At 36.6% G+C, this 21,511-nt stretch carries 24 protein-coding genes and 1 riboswitch; of the genes, 20 read left to right on the top strand and 4 right to left on the bottom strand.

The genetic code is table 11. From position 1 onward, the window contains the following. Nucleotides 1-14 precede the first annotated feature (14 nt). On the top strand, nt 15-1,319 hold the full coding sequence (gene lysA, locus QNH17_RS21100; RefSeq protein WP_283874940.1) for a diaminopimelate decarboxylase: 1,305 nt from the start codon (nt 15-17) through the stop codon (nt 1,317-1,319). A 110-nt stretch (nt 1,320-1,429) separates the two neighbouring features. Here the strand turns inward: lysA and QNH17_RS21095 are convergent, their stop codons facing one another. Beyond that, nucleotides 1,430-2,293 (bottom strand): DUF1002 domain-containing protein, encoded by an 864-nt coding sequence (locus QNH17_RS21095; protein ID WP_283874938.1) that lies wholly within the window; start codon nt 2,291-2,293, stop codon nt 1,430-1,432. A 493-nt stretch (nt 2,294-2,786) separates the two neighbouring features. Between QNH17_RS21095 and QNH17_RS21090 the strand changes: the two genes are divergently transcribed. Beyond that, complete coding sequence (locus QNH17_RS21090; protein ID WP_283874937.1) at nt 2,787-3,137, top strand: GNAT family N-acetyltransferase; 351 nt, start codon at nt 2,787-2,789, stop codon at nt 3,135-3,137. 32 nt (nt 3,138-3,169) lie between these two features. On the opposite strand, the gene QNH17_RS21085 is transcribed toward QNH17_RS21090, so the two are convergent. Both QNH17_RS21085 and QNH17_RS21080 read right to left on the bottom strand, forming a co-directional pair. Beyond that, nucleotides 3,170-3,691, bottom strand: a complete 522-nt coding sequence (locus QNH17_RS21085) for a DUF309 domain-containing protein (RefSeq protein WP_283874936.1) — start codon at nt 3,689-3,691, stop codon at nt 3,170-3,172. A gap of 163 nt (nt 3,692-3,854) precedes the next feature. After that, entirely contained in the window at nt 3,855-3,941 is an 87-nt protein-coding gene (locus tag QNH17_RS21080) for a YjcZ family sporulation protein (RefSeq protein WP_283879564.1), read from the bottom strand. Between the two features lie 210 nt (nt 3,942-4,151). On the opposite strand from QNH17_RS21080, the gene QNH17_RS21075 reads away from it, so the two are divergent. From QNH17_RS21075 to QNH17_RS20990, 18 genes are all read left to right on the top strand, one after another. Further along, nucleotides 4,152-4,922, top strand: a complete 771-nt coding sequence (locus QNH17_RS21075) for a segregation/condensation protein A (RefSeq protein WP_283874934.1) — start codon at nt 4,152-4,154, stop codon at nt 4,920-4,922. After that, nucleotides 4,909-5,496 carry an SMC-Scp complex subunit ScpB gene (gene scpB / locus QNH17_RS21070; RefSeq protein ID WP_283874932.1) on the top strand — a complete coding sequence of 196 codons (588 nt, stop codon included), beginning with the start codon at nt 4,909-4,911 and terminating at the stop codon, nt 5,494-5,496. Before QNH17_RS21075 ends, scpB begins: the two co-directional genes overlap by 14 nt. Before the next feature lie 120 nt (nt 5,497-5,616). Beyond that, entirely contained in the window at nt 5,617-6,036 is a 420-nt protein-coding gene (locus tag QNH17_RS21065) for a hypothetical protein (RefSeq protein ID WP_283874930.1), read from the top strand. 37 nt (nt 6,037-6,073) lie between these two features. Further along, a complete protein-coding gene (locus tag QNH17_RS21060) occupies nt 6,074-6,562 on the top strand; it encodes a YpuI family protein (protein WP_283874928.1) in 489 nt (162 codons plus the stop codon). A gap of 176 nt (nt 6,563-6,738) precedes the next feature. Further along, nucleotides 6,739-7,629, top strand: coding sequence for a superoxide dismutase (locus tag QNH17_RS21055; RefSeq protein WP_283874927.1), 891 nt, complete (start codon nt 6,739-6,741; stop codon nt 7,627-7,629). Nucleotides 7,630-7,795: 166 nt separating this feature from the next. Then, nucleotides 7,796-8,941, top strand: coding sequence for a D-alanyl-D-alanine carboxypeptidase family protein (locus tag QNH17_RS21050; RefSeq protein WP_283874925.1), 1,146 nt, complete (start codon nt 7,796-7,798; stop codon nt 8,939-8,941). Continuing rightward, nucleotides 8,934-9,521 (top strand): nucleoside recognition domain-containing protein, encoded by a 588-nt coding sequence (locus QNH17_RS21045; protein WP_283874924.1) that lies wholly within the window; start codon nt 8,934-8,936, stop codon nt 9,519-9,521. The genes QNH17_RS21050 and QNH17_RS21045 overlap by 8 nt, the downstream gene beginning before the upstream one ends. Nucleotides 9,522-9,527: 6 nt before the next feature. Beyond that, nucleotides 9,528-10,064 (top strand): spore maturation protein, encoded by a 537-nt coding sequence (locus tag QNH17_RS21040; RefSeq protein ID WP_283874921.1) that lies wholly within the window; start codon nt 9,528-9,530, stop codon nt 10,062-10,064. A 156-nt stretch (nt 10,065-10,220) separates the two neighbouring features. Continuing rightward, entirely contained in the window at nt 10,221-10,958 is a 738-nt protein-coding gene (rluB, locus tag QNH17_RS21035; RefSeq protein ID WP_283874920.1) for a 23S rRNA pseudouridine(2605) synthase RluB, read from the top strand. Between the two features lie 97 nt (nt 10,959-11,055). Further along, nucleotides 11,056-11,580, top strand: a complete 525-nt coding sequence (resA, locus tag QNH17_RS21030; RefSeq protein ID WP_283874918.1) for a thiol-disulfide oxidoreductase ResA — start codon at nt 11,056-11,058, stop codon at nt 11,578-11,580. Nucleotides 11,581-11,601: 21 nt separating this feature from the next. Then, nucleotides 11,602-13,224 carry a cytochrome c biogenesis protein ResB gene (gene resB, locus QNH17_RS21025; protein ID WP_283874916.1) on the top strand — a complete coding sequence of 541 codons (1,623 nt, stop codon included), beginning with the start codon at nt 11,602-11,604 and terminating at the stop codon, nt 13,222-13,224. Continuing rightward, complete coding sequence (gene ccsB, locus QNH17_RS21020; RefSeq protein WP_283874914.1) at nt 13,225-14,409, top strand: c-type cytochrome biogenesis protein CcsB; 1,185 nt, start codon at nt 13,225-13,227, stop codon at nt 14,407-14,409. It begins immediately after the preceding gene. Nucleotides 14,410-14,584: 175 nt separating this feature from the next. Beyond that, a complete protein-coding gene (locus QNH17_RS21015) occupies nt 14,585-15,301 on the top strand; it encodes a response regulator transcription factor (RefSeq protein ID WP_283874913.1) in 717 nt (238 codons plus the stop codon). Beyond that, nucleotides 15,298-17,079: an ATP-binding protein gene (locus QNH17_RS21010; RefSeq protein ID WP_283874912.1), complete on the top strand. Its 1,782-nt coding sequence runs from the start codon at nt 15,298-15,300 to the stop codon at nt 17,077-17,079. The genes QNH17_RS21015 and QNH17_RS21010 overlap by 4 nt, the downstream gene beginning before the upstream one ends. A gap of 229 nt (nt 17,080-17,308) precedes the next feature. After that, nucleotides 17,309-17,860 carry an RNA polymerase sigma factor SigX gene (gene sigX / locus QNH17_RS21005; protein ID WP_283874910.1) on the top strand — a complete coding sequence of 184 codons (552 nt, stop codon included), beginning with the start codon at nt 17,309-17,311 and terminating at the stop codon, nt 17,858-17,860. After that, entirely contained in the window at nt 17,835-19,010 is a 1,176-nt protein-coding gene (locus QNH17_RS21000) for a hypothetical protein (RefSeq protein WP_283874909.1), read from the top strand. Before sigX ends, QNH17_RS21000 begins: the two co-directional genes overlap by 26 nt. A 172-nt stretch (nt 19,011-19,182) precedes the next feature. Beyond that, a complete protein-coding gene (locus QNH17_RS20995) occupies nt 19,183-19,920 on the top strand; it encodes a peptidoglycan DD-metalloendopeptidase family protein (protein ID WP_283874908.1) in 738 nt (245 codons plus the stop codon). Between the two features lie 109 nt (nt 19,921-20,029). After that, nucleotides 20,030-20,163: riboswitch (FMN riboswitch) on the top strand. Between the two features lie 165 nt (nt 20,164-20,328). Beyond that, the gene (locus QNH17_RS20990) at nt 20,329-20,913 is read left to right on the top strand and encodes an ECF transporter S component (protein WP_283874907.1); all 585 of its coding nucleotides are present in this window, start codon (nt 20,329-20,331) and stop codon (nt 20,911-20,913) included. A 113-nt stretch (nt 20,914-21,026) separates the two neighbouring features. On the opposite strand, the gene QNH17_RS20985 is transcribed toward QNH17_RS20990, so the two are convergent. Then, nucleotides 21,027-21,275 carry a ferredoxin gene (locus tag QNH17_RS20985; RefSeq protein ID WP_098574836.1) on the bottom strand — a complete coding sequence of 83 codons (249 nt, stop codon included), beginning with the start codon at nt 21,273-21,275 and terminating at the stop codon, nt 21,027-21,029. Nucleotides 21,276-21,511 lie beyond the last annotated feature (236 nt).

Below are 21,511 nucleotides of genomic sequence, written 5' to 3'. Positions count from 1 at the left end.
AGAGAGGGAAGGGTATGTATTTTTACGGGACAACAGGCGTAAACAAAAACGGAAATCTAGAAATTGGCGGGATTGATTCTATTGAGTTGGCGAAAGAATATGGAACGCCCCTATATGTATATGATGTAGCATTAATGCGTGAAAGGGCTCAATCCTTTAAACGGGCCTTTGAAGAACAAGAAATCAAGGCGCAGGTTGCCTATGCTAGCAAAGCCTTTTCAACCATTGCAATGATTCAACTCGCAGAGGAAGAAGGATTGTCACTAGATGTCGTATCTGGCGGCGAATTGTATACTGCAATTGCAGCAGGGTTCCCTGTCGAGAGAATTCATTTTCACGGCAACAATAAGAGCCGAGAAGAATTAGAAATGGCATTGGAACATGAAATTGGCTGCATCGTTGTGGATAATTTTTCAGAATTGGACCTTTTAAAAACCATTACCAAAGAGAAAAATGTTCATGTTAATATCTTGCTTCGGGTGACCCCTGGTATCGAAGCCCATACGCATGATTATATTTTAACAGGGCAGGAAGATTCGAAATTTGGATTTGATCTTCAAAATGGACAAGCGGAAGATGCACTAAAAATGGCACTAACAAATGATAACTTTGAAGTCCTTGGTCTCCATTGCCATATTGGATCACAAATTTTTGAAACAACTGGCTTTTTATTAGCCGCTAAAAAGATTGTCGAAAAAATGGAAGCATGGAAAAGAGAGCTTTCTTTCGAAGCAAAAGTATTAAATTTGGGCGGGGGCTTTGGAATCCGCTATACGAAAGAAGATGAACCCATTCCACCTTCTCAATATGTGAGTGAAATTATTCGAGAAGTAAAAAAGTTAACAGATAGCTATTCTTTAACAATGCCGGAAATTTGGATTGAGCCAGGTCGTTCGCTTGTTGGCGATGCCGGAATTACTCTTTATAAAGTGGGTTCATCCAAAGAGGTTCCTGGTGTACGAAAGTATTTAGCTGTGGATGGTGGAATGAGTGATAATATTCGACCAGCCCTTTATCAGGCGAAATATGAGGCTGTCCTTGCGAATAAACCATTAACGAAACCGAAAGAAACTGTATCAATAGCTGGGAAATGCTGTGAATCAGGTGACATGTTGATTTGGGATTTACCGTTACCGGATGTAGGAGAAGAAGATATTCTCGCCGTTTTTTGTACAGGTGCCTATGGCTATTCAATGTCGAATAACTATAACCGCATCCCGCGTCCAGCAGTTGTATTCGTAGAAAACGGAATAGCAACCCTTGTGGTTAAGAGAGAGACATATGAAGACTTAATAAAATATGATTTACCACTTAAATAAAAAACTGCCGCAGAATTTTTCTGCGGCAGTTTTTTTATTTCGATTTAAAGCTCATTGATGATATTGGCAGATGTTGATTGGAGCGGAAATCAACATCCCCAATTTTAATGTTAAGAGAATATCGACTTAATCGTATCAATCAGCCAATTGAAAAATTGTTTTAACTTATCTAAAAAACCTTGCCCTTCTTCCGACTGAAGAAAATTAGAAATTCGATCCTTCGCTTTATTTAGTTGATCGCTAACCTGATTCCAGTCAATGTTTAAATCCTTTAGCTTGTTAAAAAAGTCTATTAGCCGTTGCATTTCTTCATCAGTAAGCTTTACATTTAATTCCTTTGCAGCTTGTTCGATAATATTTTGTAATTCTTGATCATTTTTTGGTTTATTTTTTGCAATTTCTTCTTTAATTTTTGCAATTAACGCGGCCGCATTCTCATCACCAATGGAGTCACCTAGTTTCGCAGTTTCAACCATTTCTTGATTTGCTGCCTGTTTCACTTCTTCCGGAATGGTCTTATCAGCAGATATCTCGTAGGCTTTTATAATCCCTGTTAATGCTGCAGTTCCGGAAACAGTAATCGGGGCTGTTATATAAATTTTTGCGTCCTTTACTCCCGCAGTTATAAGGGCATTGATGTACATCTCGTCCGTAACCCAATTAATATTCTTCGTTTCAACCGTGATACCCGCACCTTTCGGTTGGATGGTGATCGCCGATGATGAAATGGCTTTTGTCCCGATAAGTGATTTTGATACATATTTCCCTAAATACTGGTGTTCTTCCTCGTTTGTGACAGTAACAATCTGAACATCATCAGGAGCACCCATTTCTAATAAAAGTGCCTTCTTCTGATCTTCTGTTAAATTTTGACCTAATGTAACAATCATGTCACCTTCTGCAACATCAGCAAAGGTGCGAACTGGATTGAAAATTAAAAAAGCTAACATGAAGTAAATAAGAGTTTTTTTCATAGTTTCCTCCTCGGAATTTACAGATAATCATCAAAGTGTAGAGACTCTGTTATTATAATATAACCGAATTTAATAATAATAACGTAAATAACAAGCTTGAAGTTTCATAGAAAGTTAAACTTGCTCGAAAAAATGTAGAATATGTAAGTAGAATAGCTTATTTTTGTAAAATAGTGTAGAATGAAGGTCAGTACAATATCTTCAATATTCTTTTGGAGGAAATATTTGAATGAAGAGAAGCAACTGGGTTATATTTTGTATTCTTATTGGTGTGTCGATTTTATGGGGAGTTATCTATTGGATTTTTATCGGACCGAAACACTAATAATTTTCATTGATGATTGATCATTTATTATGTATCATGGTGATTGATGAAACATAATAACTTTTAGTACATATAATGAATAGTGTTTAATATTCAGCTACTTGGTAAAAATATACTATTGTTAAACCATCAAGTTAATCGGTTTATTTAATTTAATGAGGGATCTAAATGTTAATTCGTTATAAGAAAGCTTTCGAAAAAATAGCCATGGGATTATTGTCTTTTATGCCCAGCGAAAAGGACTTAAAAAAGCTTCAGCAAACTATGAAGGAATATGAAACCGAAGAGCAATTGCAGCTGTTTCTTTGGAAAGAAGAAGATATCATCGGTCTGTTAGGTGTCTTAATTCATAATGATACTAATTCTTTAGAAATTTTACACATCTCCGTTAATCCCTCACATCGGTATCAGGGAATCGGTAAAAAGATGGTTAAAGCTCTAAAAGAAATGTATGCTGAAAAAGAAATTACTCCTAATGAAAATACAGCCGCTTTTATCGAAAAATGTGACTTTTGTTAGTCTTACCTTTAAAAAAGGCAGCGAATAATAACTTATTCGCTGCCTTTTCGCGTCTTTAATGACTGCATTCTTTCTTTGATTATACTGGTTCTGTCGCGTAATTTATGACGGTCAATAATGAATTTATTTGTCATATCACTTTGGTTACCCCAAATAAACCCTTTTTGTTCACATGTTTTTTTCGCTAATTCAGTTAAGGAAGTGTCAAGTATCGGGATAGAGATGCTTCGATAGGTTTCACCATTCTGAAGTAACAATACTTGTTCATGTAATAAATGGATAAGCAACTCAGGGTTTACTCCAAGTTTAGTTATAGAATCCGGTTGTAATTCAAAAATTTGAATTGCTTTAGCTAACGTCCGCTGTGCACCGCTAAAATTATTTCGACGATGATGATAAAGAGAAACCGATAATAATATGAAGCCAACCCAGATGGAATTTTTGTTTCTCGAATCTGTCTTTTTCCAATAGTCTTCAAGAAGTTCATGACATTCAAAATAATCACGGTCACCATGGAAATGGGCTAAAAAATGGATATACTCACTCGGGTACAAGCAATTCCCCTCCTTACTAAATAATTATGTATAGTGTATCACAGTTATATGCTGTCTCGGATAAATAAAAAAACCCGTCATGAAAGACGGGTCCAGTAAGTCTAACGTTAATGGCTGCTTTAATGAACTGGTTTTGTAGTAGTTCTTCAGCCTTCCTGCCTAATTAATAAATCCAGGAAGCACCAACAATAATTAACAAGATAAATAGAACTACAATCAAAGCAAATCCGGATCCAAATCCATCAGACATATTCATTACCTCCTAAAAATGATGTTTTGTTCTTTTCCTTGTCATCATATGTAGAATAGTTGTCCGTTGTTATGGGCAAACATCATGATTTGATAATATTCCCTCAGGAAGGTGATTTTTCTATTGGATAACCTTATTTAATCCTCTATACTATTAATAGTCGATGTGAATAATCAACAACTTATATTTAAAGAATTTTGGTGAAGTACAATGCCATACCAGGTGAAAATTGATGCATTTGAAGGACCGTTAGATTTGTTGCTCCATTTAATTAATGGGCTCGAAATTGACATATATGATATTCCAGTTGCTCAAATAACCGAGCAGTACTTAATGTATATTAAGACAATGAATGAGCTTAAGTTAGATGTTGCAAGCGAGTTTTTGGTAATGGCTGCGACATTACTTGTCATTAAGAGTAAAATGCTTTTACCCAAACATGAGGAGGATCCAGGTTATGAGGATCCAGATATTTTATATGAAGAAGACCCTAGAGATGAACTTGTTGAGCGGCTAATCGAATATCGAAAATATAAAGAAGCAGCACATGACTTAAAATCGATGGAAGTAGAGCGTGGGCTTATGTATACAAAGCCGCCAAGTGATCTCTCCGAGTTTACGAAGGAAAGCCAGCCTGAAAAAGCAGAGCTAAATGTTTCACTATATGATATGCTTGCGGCTTTTCAAAAACTAATGCGTCGGAAGAAGCTTCAGCGCCCAATAGCTACAAAGATTGCTCGCCAAGAAATATCGATTGATACCAGAATGACGGAAATTATGGCTGAATTAAAACAGCTTAAAGGTCGGAAAAACTTTAATGATTTATTTCCTTATCCAACTAAAGACCATATTGTAGTTACTTTTTTGGCTATTTTAGAGCTAATAAAAAGAAAAGAAATCGATGCACAGCAACAAGAGAACTTTGGAGATATTTATGTTGAAGCAGTAAAGAAAGGGGCAGAAATGATTGGACATCATTAATTGGAACAGCATTCTAGAGAGCCTTTTGTTTGCTGCTGGAGATGAAGGTCTTTCATTAAAACAACTAGCAGAAGTCCTTGAAGTAAATGAACTAAAAGCAAATGAAATTATCGATGATTTGAAAAAAGAATATGACCGTGATACTAATAGGGGAATTATGATCGTTCAGCTTGCGGGAACATACCAACTTGCCACGAAAAAAGAAAATGCGGCCTATTTAAAAAAGTTAGTTGATTCCCCGCATACATCTACATTGTCACAGGCAGCATTAGAAACGTTAGCGATCATTGCCTATAAACAGCCAATAACTCGGGCTGAAATTGAGGAAATACGTGGTGTCAAAACCGAGAGACCGTTGCATACCCTGATGGCAAAAGCATTGGTCAAAGAGGTTGGTCGTGCGGAAGGGACTGGAAGAGCATATTTATATGGGACGACAAAAGAGTTCCTTGATTACTTTGGATTAAAGAGTATTGAAGAACTACCCAAGCTTCCCGAAAAGGCAGAAGAGGAATTTATTCAAGAAGAGGCAGATTTATTTTTTGAGAGATTTCATGACACGATTAATTCTTAATTTTCAAATACTTATCCGAATTTATGATAAAATGAATCTAAGTAAATTATTCAATTCTTCCTCAGGTGAGTTGATCAGATTTATTTGCCATATTTTCATTGGCCAAGGAGTGAAATTAATTTGTTAATTAAAGAGTGCAAAGGGTTTGAATTAGAAAAAGAAAAATCAAATACTTCTGAGGATTTTTTTAACAGAAGCATCGTTACCTTTTATGAAGATGGAGAGGAAAAAACTCTTCATGTTCTATATGTAAGGTATTTTGATGAAATTCGTCATGAATTTACACCATACCAGCAAGACCCAATTTTTGTTCAGCAAGATCATGAAATAGCCTTTAAAGATATTGTAGCGTTAGTCTGTCTCGTGAAAAACCCAGGCCTGCGCAGCCGGAAACGGCTTTATATTAATTCCAAGCAGGAATTTGCTTCTTATTTTCAAGATATCAATTTTAATAAATTACCTGAAATATTTCTGTCTCTAAATCAAAAAAAATTATATGAGCTTCGTTCTCCGCTTGATTTTATTTTGCAGCCACAGTAAGAATACTAAACGAAGTAAAAAATTTAGGGGGTACACAATGGGTAATACATTGGTAAAAACACAATTAAATGATGTAAAGAGTTTTCTAGGAAAGTCCATTTTAACATTAGAGAATTTTTTAAATGAAGCAACTATTTCACAATTAAACTTAGAGAATGAAGAAGATCGTAACTATAATAAATTGATCTTTGCAAATTTACGAAAATTAGCTGTTTATAGCGAGGAAGGGTTAGATGCATGCTCGGTTATTTTGCAGGGCAGCCCTTTTCAAAAAGCAGCAGCGGAAAAGACTCTTTATAAAATTTACCATCAATGTATTGAAGAGTTTTTCTCACCGAAGAATGATGCATGGTATGAGGACAGCAGGTCAGCTTACACTGGAAGAAATTCCATTAAGTTTTACCGCACTGTATCAGACAATATCGTACAGTTGGTTAAAAGTTTAGAAGGTGACTTTCAACGAATCAGGGAAGAACTTGAGTATTATGAAACAGACTACAGAACAAAAATGATCCAATCAAAATAAAAAGAGGAAGCGCCTTGGCGCTGCAGCTGTACTGTTATTTTTGTTCAAAAACTTAATATTTATATTCTTTAAGCTGTCCTACTAGGGCAGCTTTGTTTTTTGTTCTTATTAAACCGTATCACTCATACCATTTAGGTAGATTACTTTTCAACAACAAGTCAGGAATGAGGGATGGCATGAATAAATTTAGTCAATATGTTAACGAAATGTTTGAGTGGAATGAGCAAATGAAGCAGTTTCTTCAATCGGAAAAAGAGGGCAGCAGCTCAGAGTTATGGGAACAACTGGATAATTTTACAGAGTTAATCGAAAGCACAAGAACGCAGTTATCAAATGAAGAACTATTAACATTACAAGCTAAGGCTGAATATATCCATGAACAAATGGAACATTACTTTCAAAGAAAACAAGCGAGCGGCGACATTTTCCTGGCGGAGAAAAGAGTTCCTGCGGGTGGGCATACACTACCTAACCTCCCCTATCCCTATAATGCTTTGGAACCTTATATATCAGAGGAAATTATGAGACTACATCATGATAAGCATCACCAGGCATATGTTGATGGATTAAATAAAGCAGAACTTAAACTTAAAAAAGCTAGGGAATCAAATGATTTCGCATTGATTAAGCACTGGTCAAGAGAACTTGCCTTTCACGGCTCAGGGCATTTTCTTCATTCAATTTTTTGGAAAAACATGAGCCCGCATGGAGGCGGGAGTCCACAAGGACCTTTGAAAAGTGAAATCGAAAAATACTTTGGCAGTTTTTCGGCATTTAAGAAGCAATTTACTGAAGCGGCTAAACAAGTTGAAGGGGTAGGCTGGGCCATTTTGGTTTGGTCACCTCAAGCAAGACATTTGGAGATTTTACAATCTGAACGACATATGCTTTTGACCCAATGGGATACTATTCCACTCTTGGTATTAGATGTTTGGGAGCATGCTTATTATCTTCAGTACAAGAATAAAAGACCTGAATATGTAGACAATTGGTGGAACATAGTCAATTGGCATGATGTAGAAATGCGCTTTGAAAAAGCAGCAGACATGAAATGGACAGCATTATAATTAGGGAAATGAGTATGGAGCAGACGTCACTATGTCGTCTGCTTTCGTTTTTATTAAGCAAGTTGTCATAACAAGCCTTGTCCTGCATAAACTTGTACAAGAAAAATGAAAAGCAAAATGAGCTTTGACTTAGAAGATAACTTTACAAGGGAACGAGGTTAATCTAATGAGAATGATTTGGAAGCTAATTATGTATTCCCTCATAGTCTCACTATTCATTGCTAACATTCCTCAAAAGGTGGAAGCTTCTGTTTCCGTAAGTGCAGCAAGTGCTGTTTTAATAGAGCAGAAATCAGGGCGTATCCTTTACGAGAAAGATGCCTACACAAAAAGAAGGATCGCGAGTATTACGAAAATAATGACTGCGAAGCTAGCTATTGAATCGGGGAAAATGAATGAATATGTAAAAGTAAGTGAACAAGCAACTCGTGCGGAAGGATCATCTGTATATTTAAAGCCAGGTGAAAAAATTAAACTTAAAGATTTAGTCTATGGATTGATGCTTAGGTCTGGAAACGATACAGCTGTAGCAATCGCCGAATATGTGGGTGGAAGTGTAGAGGGGTTTGTCTATCTAATGAATCAAAAGGCAAAGCAAATCGGGATGTTAAATACCCATTTTTCCAATCCTCATGGCCTTGATGATCATGAAGATCATTACTCCACAGCCTATGACATGGCTGTGTTAATGCGTTATGCCATGCAAGATAAAACCTTTAAAAAAATCTCTGGAACAAAGGTTTATCGAGCGCCAAATCCTACGGAAGATTGGGACCGTGTTTGGAAAAATAAAAACCGCTTGCTAACAAAATATAAATATACCACCGGTGGAAAAACAGGGTACACAAAACGGGCAAAACGAACTCTGGTTACAACTGCAACAAAAGGAGATATGAGTTTAATTGCAGTAACCCTGAACGGCCCTGACGATTGGAATGACCATATTTCTATGTATGAAAGTGGTTTTAAAGGGTTTGATATGGCTGAAGTATTAGCTAAGGGGAAAATTGATGGTATTAAAACTAAGGGTTATAAAAATCACCTATATGTAAAGAAAACAATTGTCTATCCGGTTACGAGCGAAGAAATGGATTTATTTTCTATAAAATATAAGCTGAATAAATCGACCCAAAAATTTGATAATGATAAGAAGAATGATGCAGTTGTGGGTAAGGCTTTGGTTTATTTAGATGGGCGAGTTGTCCAAGAGACCCCCATTTACTATCAAAATGTGCCTGAAAAGAAAGAAGGATTGTTTGATTTTGTAAAGAAAATATTTCTGATCTTCATTGGTGTACAAGACAATGGTTAATTATATCTGGATGTTTATGTTCATTGTTGGTTTTATTTTCGCACTCATCAATGGAACAATGACTGAAGTGAACAAAGCAATTTTTGACGGGGCGAAAGAAGCGGTGACACTTTGTATCGGACTTATTAGTGTTCTGGTCTTTTGGCTTGGAATGATGCGGATTGCTGAGGAGTCTGGTCTTCTAGAGCGCCTTTCTAGACTTTTTCGACCGCTTGTTAAACGGCTTTTTCCGGAAGTACCAGTAAACCATCCAGCGATGGGATATATATTATCCAATATGATTTCTAACATGTTTGGATTAGGGAATGCTGCCACTCCCTTAGGGATTAAGGCAATGGAAGAATTAAAAAAGTTAAATGGGGGAAAGGACTCGGCTAGCAGATCCATGGTTACCTTTTTAGCCATTAATACGGCAAGTATTACGATTATTCCCACTACTGTCATTGCGATTAGAATGAACTATAATTCAGCATCTCCTACCGAGATTGTCGTTCCTACGATCATTGCGACAATTATTTCCGCACTAGGTGCAATCCTAATTGACCGTTATTTCTATTATCGCAGAAACAGAAAAGGATGAAGAGGCATGGAGCTCATTTCGGTAATTTCATTAACTTTTATTCCATTACTCATTGGGATCATACTATTATATGGTACGTTCAAACGCGTCTCTACTTATGAAAGTTTTGTTGAAGGTGGAAAGGAAGGCATAAAGATTGCTGTTTCCATTATTCCCTTTCTTGTTGGTATGCTTGTGGCTATTTCCGTCTTCCGGGCATCTGGGGCACTGGATGCTTTAATGAATTGGATTCGCCCACTCATGAAAACAATGGGAGTACCTGCAGAAATTGTGCCTTTACTTATCATAAGGCCAATTTCTGGGAATGCAGCACTGGGGATGACGAGTGATTTAATTGCTGTTTATGGTCCTGATTCATTTATTGGCCGTTTAGCATCTGTTTTGCAAGGGAGTACTGACACTACGTTTTATGTGTTAACAGTTTATTTTGGCGCTGTTGGTATTAAAAAAATGGGGGATGCTTTAAAAGTAGGACTTCTCGCGGACGTTGTCGGCATTATTGCGGCGATTGTAGTTGTTGCTTTCATTTTTGGTACAAAATAATACTGAATGTAGCATGTTCTTTTGGACATGCTATTTTATTTTTCTGTTATAATATCCGTTACTTTGAAAAGTGAAGGAATTGTGTCATAATTCATAAGGATAGGATGCATTTTTGTGCTGTCTATCGTTTTATATAGATAAATTCGAGGTGGAATAATGGAAAGATTACAAAAAGTAATTGCTCGGGCGGGCATTGCTTCTAGAAGAAAAGCGGAAGACCTTATAAAAGATGGGCGCGTAAAGGTTAATGGAAAGGTTGTTACAGAACTTGGTCTGAAAGTCTCTGCATCTGATAGGGTAGAAGTAAATGAAATTCAGATTGAGAAAGAAGAACCTGTTTATTTCCTTTTATATAAACCAAGAGGAGTTATCTCAAGTGTTAATGATGAGAAGGGCAGAAAAGTAGTCACGGATTTCTTTCCGCATTTAAAAGAAAGAATTTATCCGGTTGGACGTCTTGATTACGATACATCCGGTTTATTAGTGTTAACCAATGACGGGGAATTTGCTAATTTACTAATGCATCCTAAAAATGAAATTGATAAAGTTTATGTAGCAAAAGTAAAAGGAATTCCCTTAAAGGAGAATTTGAGGAAACTAGAAAGGGGTATCCGTCTAGAAGATGGAAAAACAGCCCCAGCAAGAGTAAAATTGCTCTCGGCAGATAATAAAAAACAAACTGCAATCGTTGAAATAACCATCCATGAAGGTAGAAATCGTCAGGTTAGAAGGATGTTCGAAGCGATTGGCCATGAAGTGTTGAAATTAAAACGAGAACGCTACGGTTTCTTAACATTAAGTGGTTTAAGAACAGGTGACGCCAGGGAACTGACACCACATGAAGTAAAGCAACTTAGAGCAATCGGGATGGGATCTGCCAAAAAAAATTCATAAAACCGTCACAAATTTTGTTCTGTGTAAACACTGTGAATATATTGGAAAATGCTATAATTAGACAAACTGTGTCAAGTGGTTATGGGAGGGTTTTTTTATGAAAAAACGGCGATTAGTTATAAGATCCATCATCTTACTTTTACTAGGTGCTGCCGTTGTTTATACGTTATATGCAAATTTTACAAAAGATACGAAGCAAAAAGTTGCGGTGGGTGCACAGGCTCCTGATTTTGTATTGGTCGATATGCAAGGAAACAAGCATCAGCTTTCAGATTACCGTGGACAAGGGGTATTCCTGAATTTCTGGGGAACATGGTGCCCGCCATGTAAAAAGGAAATGCCTTATATTAATAATCAATATCATCAGTATAAAGACAAAGGTGTTCAAGTACTAACAGTAGATATTCAAGAATCTGAACTCGCAGTTAATCAATTTGCAGAGCGTCTAAAACTGGATTTTCCAATTATGATTGATACGGATAAAGAAGTCATGAGTACTTATGGGATTGATCCGCTTCCTGCTACATTTTTGATTGATAAGAATGGCGAGGTCGTAGAGTATTATACAGGTGCACTTACGGAAGAAAAAGTAAGGGAGTTTATGGAGAAAATTAAACCTTAAGGTTGTAGGGAGTTTTTTCGAATGAATGATGTTAAATGTGAATGTGGGCATGTGAATCCCCATGGAACCGTTTTATGTGAAGCATGTGGAAAAGAACTGATCGTTCAAACTAATACAGATCAGCTTATTGATATGCGCTATGAAGGGAGTGCACGCCGTTCACAAACATACAATAAAACGATTATTGATAAAATATGGAACTTTTTTTCATCAGTAAAAGTTGGCGTTTGGCTGATTATTATTACTTTAATTGCCTCGTCGCTTGGTACCATTTTACCTCAAGAAATGTATATCGATTTACCTGCAGATGTATACTACGAGCAAGAATATGGCTGGTTTGGTAAATTATATTACCAATTGGGATTCAATAACCTATATAGTTCTTGGTGGTACCTAGTCCTGATTGCAATGATTGGAATATCGCTAGTCATTTGTAGTCTTGATCGAGTTGTTCCATTATATAAGGCCCTTAAGGCCCAAAGAGTAACTAGGCATGAAGGCTTTTTAAAACGTCAGCGTGTTTTCGGAGTGAACGAAGCAGCGAGTGAAAGCGATTTTTCAACAGTTAAGAAACATTTACAAGAACGACGATACCATATTCGTGAAGAAAATGGCGATATTTTAGCGGAAAAGGGACGATTTTCTCGCTGGGGTCCATACGTAAACCATGTAGGTTTAATTATTTTCTTATTCGGTGGTGTGCTGCGCTTTATTCCGGGGATGTATGTTAATGAAGACCTTTGGGTACGGGAAGGTGAAACGGCTGTTGTTCCAGAGACGGATGGACAGTTCTACCTTCAAAATAACAAGTTCATTCTGGAGCATTACGATAAAAATAAAGATAAGACCTTTGAAAAGGCGATTGATAAGGCCGGGGAAGTTGTAAAAAATTATCAATCTAACGTTGTTCTATATAAACGGGTTGGACAAAATCTCCCTGGTGAGAAACCAACACTAAAGAAGGTTGAAGATTATAAAGTACGTGTAAATTTACCGCTCACATATGAAGGCTATTCGGTTTTTCAAGCTTCATTCAGGAATGAATTAAATAAAATGTCATTTGGTTTGACAAATAAACAGACAAATAAATCCATGGGTGAACTTACAATTGACCTAAGAGACCCAAAGATGAAGTATGATCTTGGAAATGGCTATTCGGTTGAAATATTAAACTATTTTCCTGACTTTGAATTTGCAGACAATGGTGAGCCAACCACTAAATCACGCGTACCCAACAACCCTGCTTTTGTCTTTCGAATGGTGACTCCTGATAAACCAAAAGGAGAAACAAGTTTTGTAGCCATCAAGCAAACAATTGAACCATTTGGTGCTAACCAATATAAGATGTCTTTCAAAGGAATCGAAACAACAAATGTTTCAGGCTTTATTGTTCGTAAAGATTCAACCCTTTGGGTAATTATAATAGGCGGAATCATCTTTATGATTGGTGTTATTCAAGGTGCCTATTGGAATCATCGCCGCATTTGGCTTCAAAACAAAAACGGCGAAGTCTGGATTGCTGCTCACACAAACAAAAATTGGTATGGAATAAAACGAGAAATTGAAGTTGTATTGGCAGATACGAATCTTAAAATGCCAATTGATCAAGCGCAAATAGAAGAATCGGATAAGGGGGGAGTCTAGTTGGCATCAATAAGTAGTAATTTATTATTTATTTCTTTTATTCTATATTTAGTTGCAACCCTATTTTTTGGTGGGTCGATTAAATCAAAAAAGCCAGGTGATGAAAAACAAGGAACCAACAAGTGGGGGAAAATCGCGGTCTTTCTAACGATTGTTGGTTTTATTTCGCAGTTAGGGTACTTTATTACGAGATGGATTGCAGCGGGACACGCTCCAGTAAGTAATATGTTTGAGTTTACGACATTCTTTGGAATGGCTCTTGTAGGTGCATTTATTGTTATATATTTTATTTATCGAACCACCTTACTTGGATTATTTACAATGCCAGTGGCTATTTTGGTTATTGCTTATGCTAGTATGTTTCCGAAGGATATTTCGCCATTAATACCAGCTTTACAAAGCTATTGGCTCCATATTCATGTAACTACTGCGGCAATTGGAGAAGCCATCTTAGCAATTAGTTTTGCAGCAGGTCTTATTTATTTGGTTAAGGCAATTGATCAAACAAAATCCAGTAAACAGACATTCTGGCTCGAAATGGTGATGTTTTCACTAGTTGCAGTCATTGGTTTCGTAGCTGTATCTTCAATCTTTTCTAGTTTGGGTTACCATGAAAAGTTTAATTGGATTGATAAACACGATAACGCGGCAGTGCTTGAATATACTATGCCTGCTCTTTCTGGTCCGCATGAAGGAGAATTAGTAACTAAAGATGGATTTAAACCTTTGTTTGAGGTTCCAGCCTTTATTAATGCGAAAAAATTAAATACAGTTATCTGGTCATTGATGGCGGGTCTTATTATTTATGGCATCATTAGATTAATTTTAAGAAAGCGAATTGCTGCAGCGCTAAAGCCGATTGTTAAAAACATTAAACTAGACTTTGTGGATGAAATTAGCTATCGATCTGTGTTAATCGGTTTTCCTGTCTTTACTCTAGGTGCACTTATTTTTGCAATGATTTGGGCACAAATGGCTTGGTCGCGATTTTGGGGCTGGGATCCAAAGGAAGTATGGGCATTAATTACTTGGTTGTTTTACGCAGCATTTTTACATCTGCGCCTTTCAAAAGGCTGGCATGGAGAAAAATCCGCATGGCTAGCTGTCATTGGCTTTGTCATAATTATGTTTAACCTCGTTGCAGTTAATCTCGTTATTGCTGGGCTTCATTCCTATGCTGGTTAATTTGCTTTAAAACTAATTTTTATAGCCTTCACTTTTATTAAAGTGAGGGCCTTTTTAAAACTCAAATGTTTTATTGTTTGTCAAAATATTGACACAACTTTTAAGGCAAATTAGCAGGAAATTATAGCATAAAACAATAGTGTTTTGTAAAATAAACTCCATGGGGGGATTAATAATGGATAAAGACGTAAAAATTTTAGTGGTAGATGATGAGGAAAGAATTCGTCGCTTATTAAAAATGTACTTAGAGCGAGAAGATTATATAATTGATGAAGCAGAAGACGGGAATGAGGCATTAGCGAAAGCATTTGCTAATGATTACGATGCCATTCTCCTCGACCTAATGATGCCTGGTAAGGATGGAATTGAAGTTTGCCGTGAATTAAGAGAAAAAAAAGCAACGCCAGTAATCATGCTTACCGCAAAAGGTGAAGAAATTAATCGAGTTCAAGGATTTGAAGTGGGGACAGACGATTATATTGTTAAACCATTCAGTCCACGAGAAGTTGTTTTACGGGTGAAAGCCTTGTTAAGAAGATCATCACAAACTAGTTACTTGCAAACAGAAACAACAACAAAAGACGTAATTGTATTTCCGCACCTAACAATTGATAATGATGCACACAGAGTAGCAGCTGATGGTAAAGAAGTTAGTCTAACTCCAAAAGAATATGAATTACTTTATTTCTTATCAAAAGCACCAGATAAAGTTTTTGATCGTGAACAATTACTTAAGGAAGTCTGGCATTACGAGTTTTTCGGAGATCTACGTACAGTAGATACACATGTAAAGCGTCTCCGTGAAAAATTAAATAAAGTATCCGAGCAAGCGGCAAGAATGATTGTCACAGTCTGGGGTGTAGGCTATAAATTTGAGGTTATTAATGAATGACCTTTTTAAGAAGTGTTGTAGGAAAGCTATGGTTAACAATCCTTTTATTAGTTTCAGTTGTGCTATTCATTTTAACAATTATGCTTCTCGAATTTTTCCAAAACTACAATACTCTTGAGATGAAAGAGGATTTAACCAACACAGCCGAGAAGATTGCTTCCGTTTTAGAAGGACATACTAATGGAGAATTATCACTTGGATTAGAGATATCTTGGGAAATTATCGATAAAGTGAATAATGTAGTAATTATCAAAAATGAGAATGAAATCTACTACTCTCCAAACACAGAAAAGACGAAAAGGTTATCATTGGCAGATATTAAGAATGACCCAAATTTATCACAAGTCTTTAAACGAGATGTTAATGTTGAAAAGGTTTCCACACTTACCTTCAATGATGAAGATGGAAAGGGTACTAAGTTTTCGATTATCGGTGTACCTTTGCATCTTCCTGGGGAAGAGCATAGTGCCGTCTTTATATATCAATCAATGGAAGTCATGCAGGAAACAACCCATGAAACAACTAAATTTATTTTACTTGTTGCTGGTGTTGCGATTATTCTAACAACCATTTTTGCTTTCTTTTTATCTACAAGAATTGCTGCTCCGTTAAGAAAGATGCGGGAAGCTGCATTTGAAGTGGCTAGAGGGAAGTTCGATACCAAAGTTCCAATCCTTACTCACGATGAAATTGGTGAATTAGCAACTGCGTTTAATCAAATGGGCAGACAATTGAAATTCAATATGAGTGCACTTAGCCAAGAAAAAGAACAGCTTTCAAGTATCTTAAGTAGTATGGCAGATGGAGTAATTACTTTTAATCGGGACGGTACGATATTAATTACCAATCCCCCTGCTGATCGTTTTCTACAATATTGGTATTATGAGATGGGTGGATTTAGTTCTGATTCTGAGGCAATCCCAACAGAAGTAATGGATCTATTCCAACAAGCAGTAAATACTGAGTCCGAACAAGTTGGTGAAATTTCGTTTCAAGGCAGGCACTGGGTCATCCTGGTAAGTCCATTATATAGTAACCGATTTATCCGCGGTGCTGTTGCTGTTTTAAGGGATATGACAGAAGAACGGCAGTTAGATAAAATGAGACAAGACTTTATTGCGAATGTTTCACATGAACTCAGAACGCCTATATCGATGTTACAAGGGTATAGTGAAGCGATTGTAGATGATATTGCTGAATCTCAAGAAGAGAAAAAGGAAATGGCAAAGGTCATTTACGATGAATCATTAAGGATGGGCAGGCTTGTAAATGAGTTGCTTGATTTGGCCCGAATGGAAGCAGGACATCTTCTATTAACAAAGGAAGAAATTGATATTCCATCATTTATTAATCGGATTATTCATAAGTTTCAGGGATTAGCTAAAGAGAATGAAGTTCAATTGTATGCAGAAATTGAGAATGGAATCACCTCTATTTCGTTTGATCCTGATCGTATTGAACAGGTACTTACGAATTTAATTGATAATGCGATCAGACACACACCTAAGGGTGGTTCGGTTAAATTAAATGTTACATCAGAAGAAATGGGAATTAAGATCCGGGTAAAGGATTCTGGCTCTGGTATTCCCGAAGAAGACCTGCCGTTCGTCTTTGAACGTTTTTATAAAGCCGATAAAGCACGAACTAGAGGAAGAGCAGGGACTGGACTTGGACTTGCCATAGCTAAAAATATTATAGATGCACACCATGGTCATATTTCGGTTCAGAGTAAAATCGGGCATGGAACGACATTTTCCTTCTTGGTACCTCGAAAATAGTAAATTGAACAAGTTTTTTGCCGATTGTTCTTGATTCACGGGGAACAATTAAGAAAAAATTAGTGTTAAATCAAAAGCTCATCCATAATTAGGATGAGTTTTTTTATCGAACTTTTAGGAAATCAATTCCAAATTATACCTTTCATTTTGTCACAAAAAAGTCTATATTTATAGGGTGAAACTTTTATACATATAAATCGACTAATATTATGAACGGGGAGGGGAATTGATGGACTCCGTTTTCGATGAACTTTATCAAAAATACCATCACGACGTTTTTCAATTTCTATTTTATATGGTTAGAAACAAGGAACAAGCAGAAGATCTTGTCCAAGAGGTGTATATAAGGGTATTTAAATCCTATCGGCGTTTTGAAGGGAAAAGCAGCGAGAAAACATGGCTTTTTTCGATTGCAAGAAATGTGGCCATAGACTCTTTTCGAAAACAAAAGGGATGGAAAGAGAGATTACTGGAAAAATTCGATTGGTCAACTGATCAACTGAAAGATGGATATCCGATTCCAGAAGAAATTGCGGTACAAAGGGAAGAAATCAGATGGGTATATACTTGCCTGGAATATTGCACACTTGATCAACGAGCTGTGATAATTCTACGGTATATACAAGATTTATCTATTGCTGAAACAGCCCAAGCATTAGGATGGACTGAAAGTAAGGTAAAAACTACACAACACCGTTCCTTAAAGGTTTTGAAGAAGCATATGGAATTTTCCTATGAAAAGGAGGGAACAGCTAGTGAAAAAGTCAGAGTGGAGCGATAAGCAGCTCGAAGAACTATTAAGGCAGATGCCTAAAATACAAGATGATCGCAATTCTCGTGACATATATCGAAATCTTCCAATAAGAAAAACAAAACCAAAACAATGGCTGGTACCTGGTCTTGCAACTGTTGCTGCCTTGCTCATATTCTTTATCTTAATTCCTAAATTAATGGTCGGGCCACAATACTCAGAGGATAATGCTAGTCAAGAGAAATCATCTGTAGAGCGAGATATACAAACGGCAGATAAAAATTCAACGATTGCGTTAAAAAAGGATGATACAAGTTCAAAAGCAAGAACATTTTCAGGAGCGGATAAGACTCAAACTTTGAAAACGGCTATATATGATGGAGAAGTAGGCAAAGGAAAAGTGTTAACCTACTGGATTCCAGACCCACAAATACAAATTCTTGTACCTGTTTCAACAATTATTAATGATTCAAATGAGAGAACATGGCTGGAGCTATTTAATGAAAATATGGTGAATTTAAAGGAGCAAGAATGGGGGTTAAGTGAATTCTACCCTCTTAATGCTTCATTGAAACTTGATAATAAGAATAAGTCAATTAAAGTGGATTTGCCATTAAACCATCAGTATGGACAAGGTTCAGCGACAGAAACAAATTTTATTAATATACTGCAAAAAGATATCTCCTCCAATAGTGATTTAAAAAAGATAAGATTTTCAACCAATGGTGAACCTGGTATTGAATTGGGGAATTATGGTCATCAGGAAGAAGTAAGCATACAGCAACAAAAGAATCATGCCTTCTTCTTTTACTATTCCGATAGTAATGAAATACCCTTCCTAGTCCCATCTATAGAAAAATATAAAGATATTAAGATGGCTGTTGAGGATATGAAAAAGGATCAGCCCACACTAGGGTTAAAAAGTTCGCTTTTACCTGCACTGCCGATTGATGAGGTGTCAATTAAAGAGAAGACGTTAATTGTATCATTGAAGGAAGATGCAAGCCTTCAAGATGATCAACCGACAATAAACGCTTATGAGTCACTGTTATTAACTGCAAAAGAATTCGGGTTAGAAAAAGTCTTTATTACGAATCCACCAATAAAAAATATTGGACCATTCGACCTCTCAAAAGAGAACAAAGTACCGCTGGCCCCGAATCAACGGAAATTACAATAATCTTTTTTAATCAACCGTTAAAGGTTGATTTTTTTATGAATATTATTTATCGTTTCTCCAAATTATAACAAGTATGCCTAATCACTCCACCGATAAGGAATATGTTCTAAAGGTGAAAAAAACAACATATTGTGTGGAGGAAGAAAAGAATTAAGGAGAGTGACTAAAGAAAATGCGAGATTACATAAAAAGGGTTATTATTGCCCTAATTATGGCGCTATGTGTCAGTTTGTTATTTTTAGGAGGAAAGCATTCAGAAGCCAGCATGAAAATTGATAAAAAGGTTAAGGATGGGTGGATATGGCCTGCAGATGGTATAGTTTCTGATACATATGGAACAAGGATGGGTAAGCATAAGGGGATAGATATCGCTGGAAAATTAAATACACCTGTACTAGCCGTGGCTGACGGGCAAGTGGTGAAATCTTATTACTCTAATACATATGGAAATGTTGTGTTTATTAAACATCCAAGTCATATAGTGACTGTTTACGCACACTTAAACAAGCGAAACGTGTATAAAGGGCAAAAGATTAAGCAAGGAACAGTAATAGGGAAAATGGGGGAAACTGGACAAGCTACCGGGACTCATCTCCATTTTGAAACGCATCAGCAAGAATGGAGATACGATAAGAAATTTGCCTTGGATCCAGAAACGATATTAGGAAAAGCAGACACCGGGGAGACTGTACGCGGAGGTATTGCGGCAAGTAATCACGATGTATTAGAGGCGAGCTCACACATTAAAGAGGATAAAATCAAAGTGACGAACCAACAATATATCGTCAAACAGGGTGATACATTGTATTCAATTTCGAAGAAAAAAAACATCTCGGTGACCCGGATTAAAGAGCTAAACCATCTTTCCACCGATCTGATTAAACCTAAACAAATATTAAATGTCCATTAATCTCGGGCAGTAAGACCCGCAGACTGTTGTCTGCGGGTTTTGTTGTTAAAATCTTTTACTTAACAAAAGAAATGTTCTACAGTATAATTAATATTGTAATTTAATATCGATCTATCTTCGGGGCAGGGTGAAATTCCCGATCGGCGGTATTTGAGTAAATACTCATAAGCCCGCGAGCCGTTTTAGGCAGGATTTGGTGAGATTCCAAAGCCGACAGTATAGTCTGGATGGGAGAAGATGGAGGTTCTGCAGACGTTCAAAAATTATATATTAATGAACGTTTATTAAGCGTGCCTTTGTAAACTCCCTCAAGCAATTATTGCTGAGGGAGTTTTTATTTACATTGGTCTCGTTTGTTTGCTGAACCTCTCTTCCTTAACGCGATGGATCAAAAAAGGAGAGAGGAAGATGAAGAAAATGCAGAAAAAGAGGAAAATGAACGTTAGGGCTTATGTGTCAATAGGAATGCTGAGTAGTATTGCTTTTTTGTTAATGCTAATACAATTTCCATTGCCGCTATTCCCAAATTTCTTGTTTGTCGATTTCAGTGACATTCCAGCCTTAATTGCCACATTGATTTTTGGTCCGATTGCAGGAATTTTAGTTGAGTTTTTTAAAAATGTCCTTAATTATATTCAGACAGGAAGCCAAACAGGAATTCCTGTGGGGCATATAGCCAATTTCGTTGCAGGAATTGTGTTTATCCTGCCAACTTATTTTGTATATAATAGACTTAAGACTAGAAAAGGTATGACGCTAGCTTTAATTATCGGTACGACAATTATGGCGGTAATGATGAGTATTTTAAACTACTTGGTAATTTTACCTGCATATACCGTACTGATGGGCTTTCCAGATATGCGGAATTTAGTGTTGCCAGCAATCTTACCATTTAACCTTTTAAAAGGTGTCATGATGTCAGGCATCTTTATGCTTCTGTTCATACGGATGCAAGCATGGATCATTAAATATACAACTATAAAAAGCGCCTAAGCAGCTGAACAGCAGGGGGAATCATTCCTCCTGTTGTTTATTTTGTAAATAAAAATAAAAGCCCCTCACCTAAAAAGGAGAGGGGTAGTAGCTTAAACATCTTATCCTAAATATTATTCAAATTTAGTTGGATTGCCATCAAAAGCTTCGTCTGCTACTTTAATGGAATCAGTAGGGCAGCCCTCAAAAGCATCCATCATGTCATCGATTAATACATCAGGAATTTCAACAATTCCTTCATTATCATCAAGAGTTACGTATGCGATACCTTCATCGTCGTAATCATAGATATCTGGTGCTGCTGCGCCGCAAGCTCCACATGCAATGCATGTTTCCTTATCAACAATTGTATACTTTGCCATGAAAAAAACCTCCCAGTAAATTAAAAAAATAAGACTCATTTCCATTAATAATATGAAAACGGATAACTCATATCTATTGTAAAACTGTATCGTCAACTTTTCAATAGAAAAATGCCTTTATCCCTTTAGTTTATCCAAGCGATTTTCTAAATCTTCCACATTTTTGGTCATCAAGTTCCCTTATTTCATGGTAGAATAAAGAAGGAAAATGGTGTTTTTGGTCGAATATGCGCGAA

It is taken from the genome of Neobacillus sp. SuZ13 (assembly GCF_030123365.1).
GTDB lineage: Bacteria > Bacillota > Bacilli > Bacillales > Cytobacillaceae > Neobacillus.
This window is presented reverse-complemented; position numbering and strand designations above follow the sequence as displayed.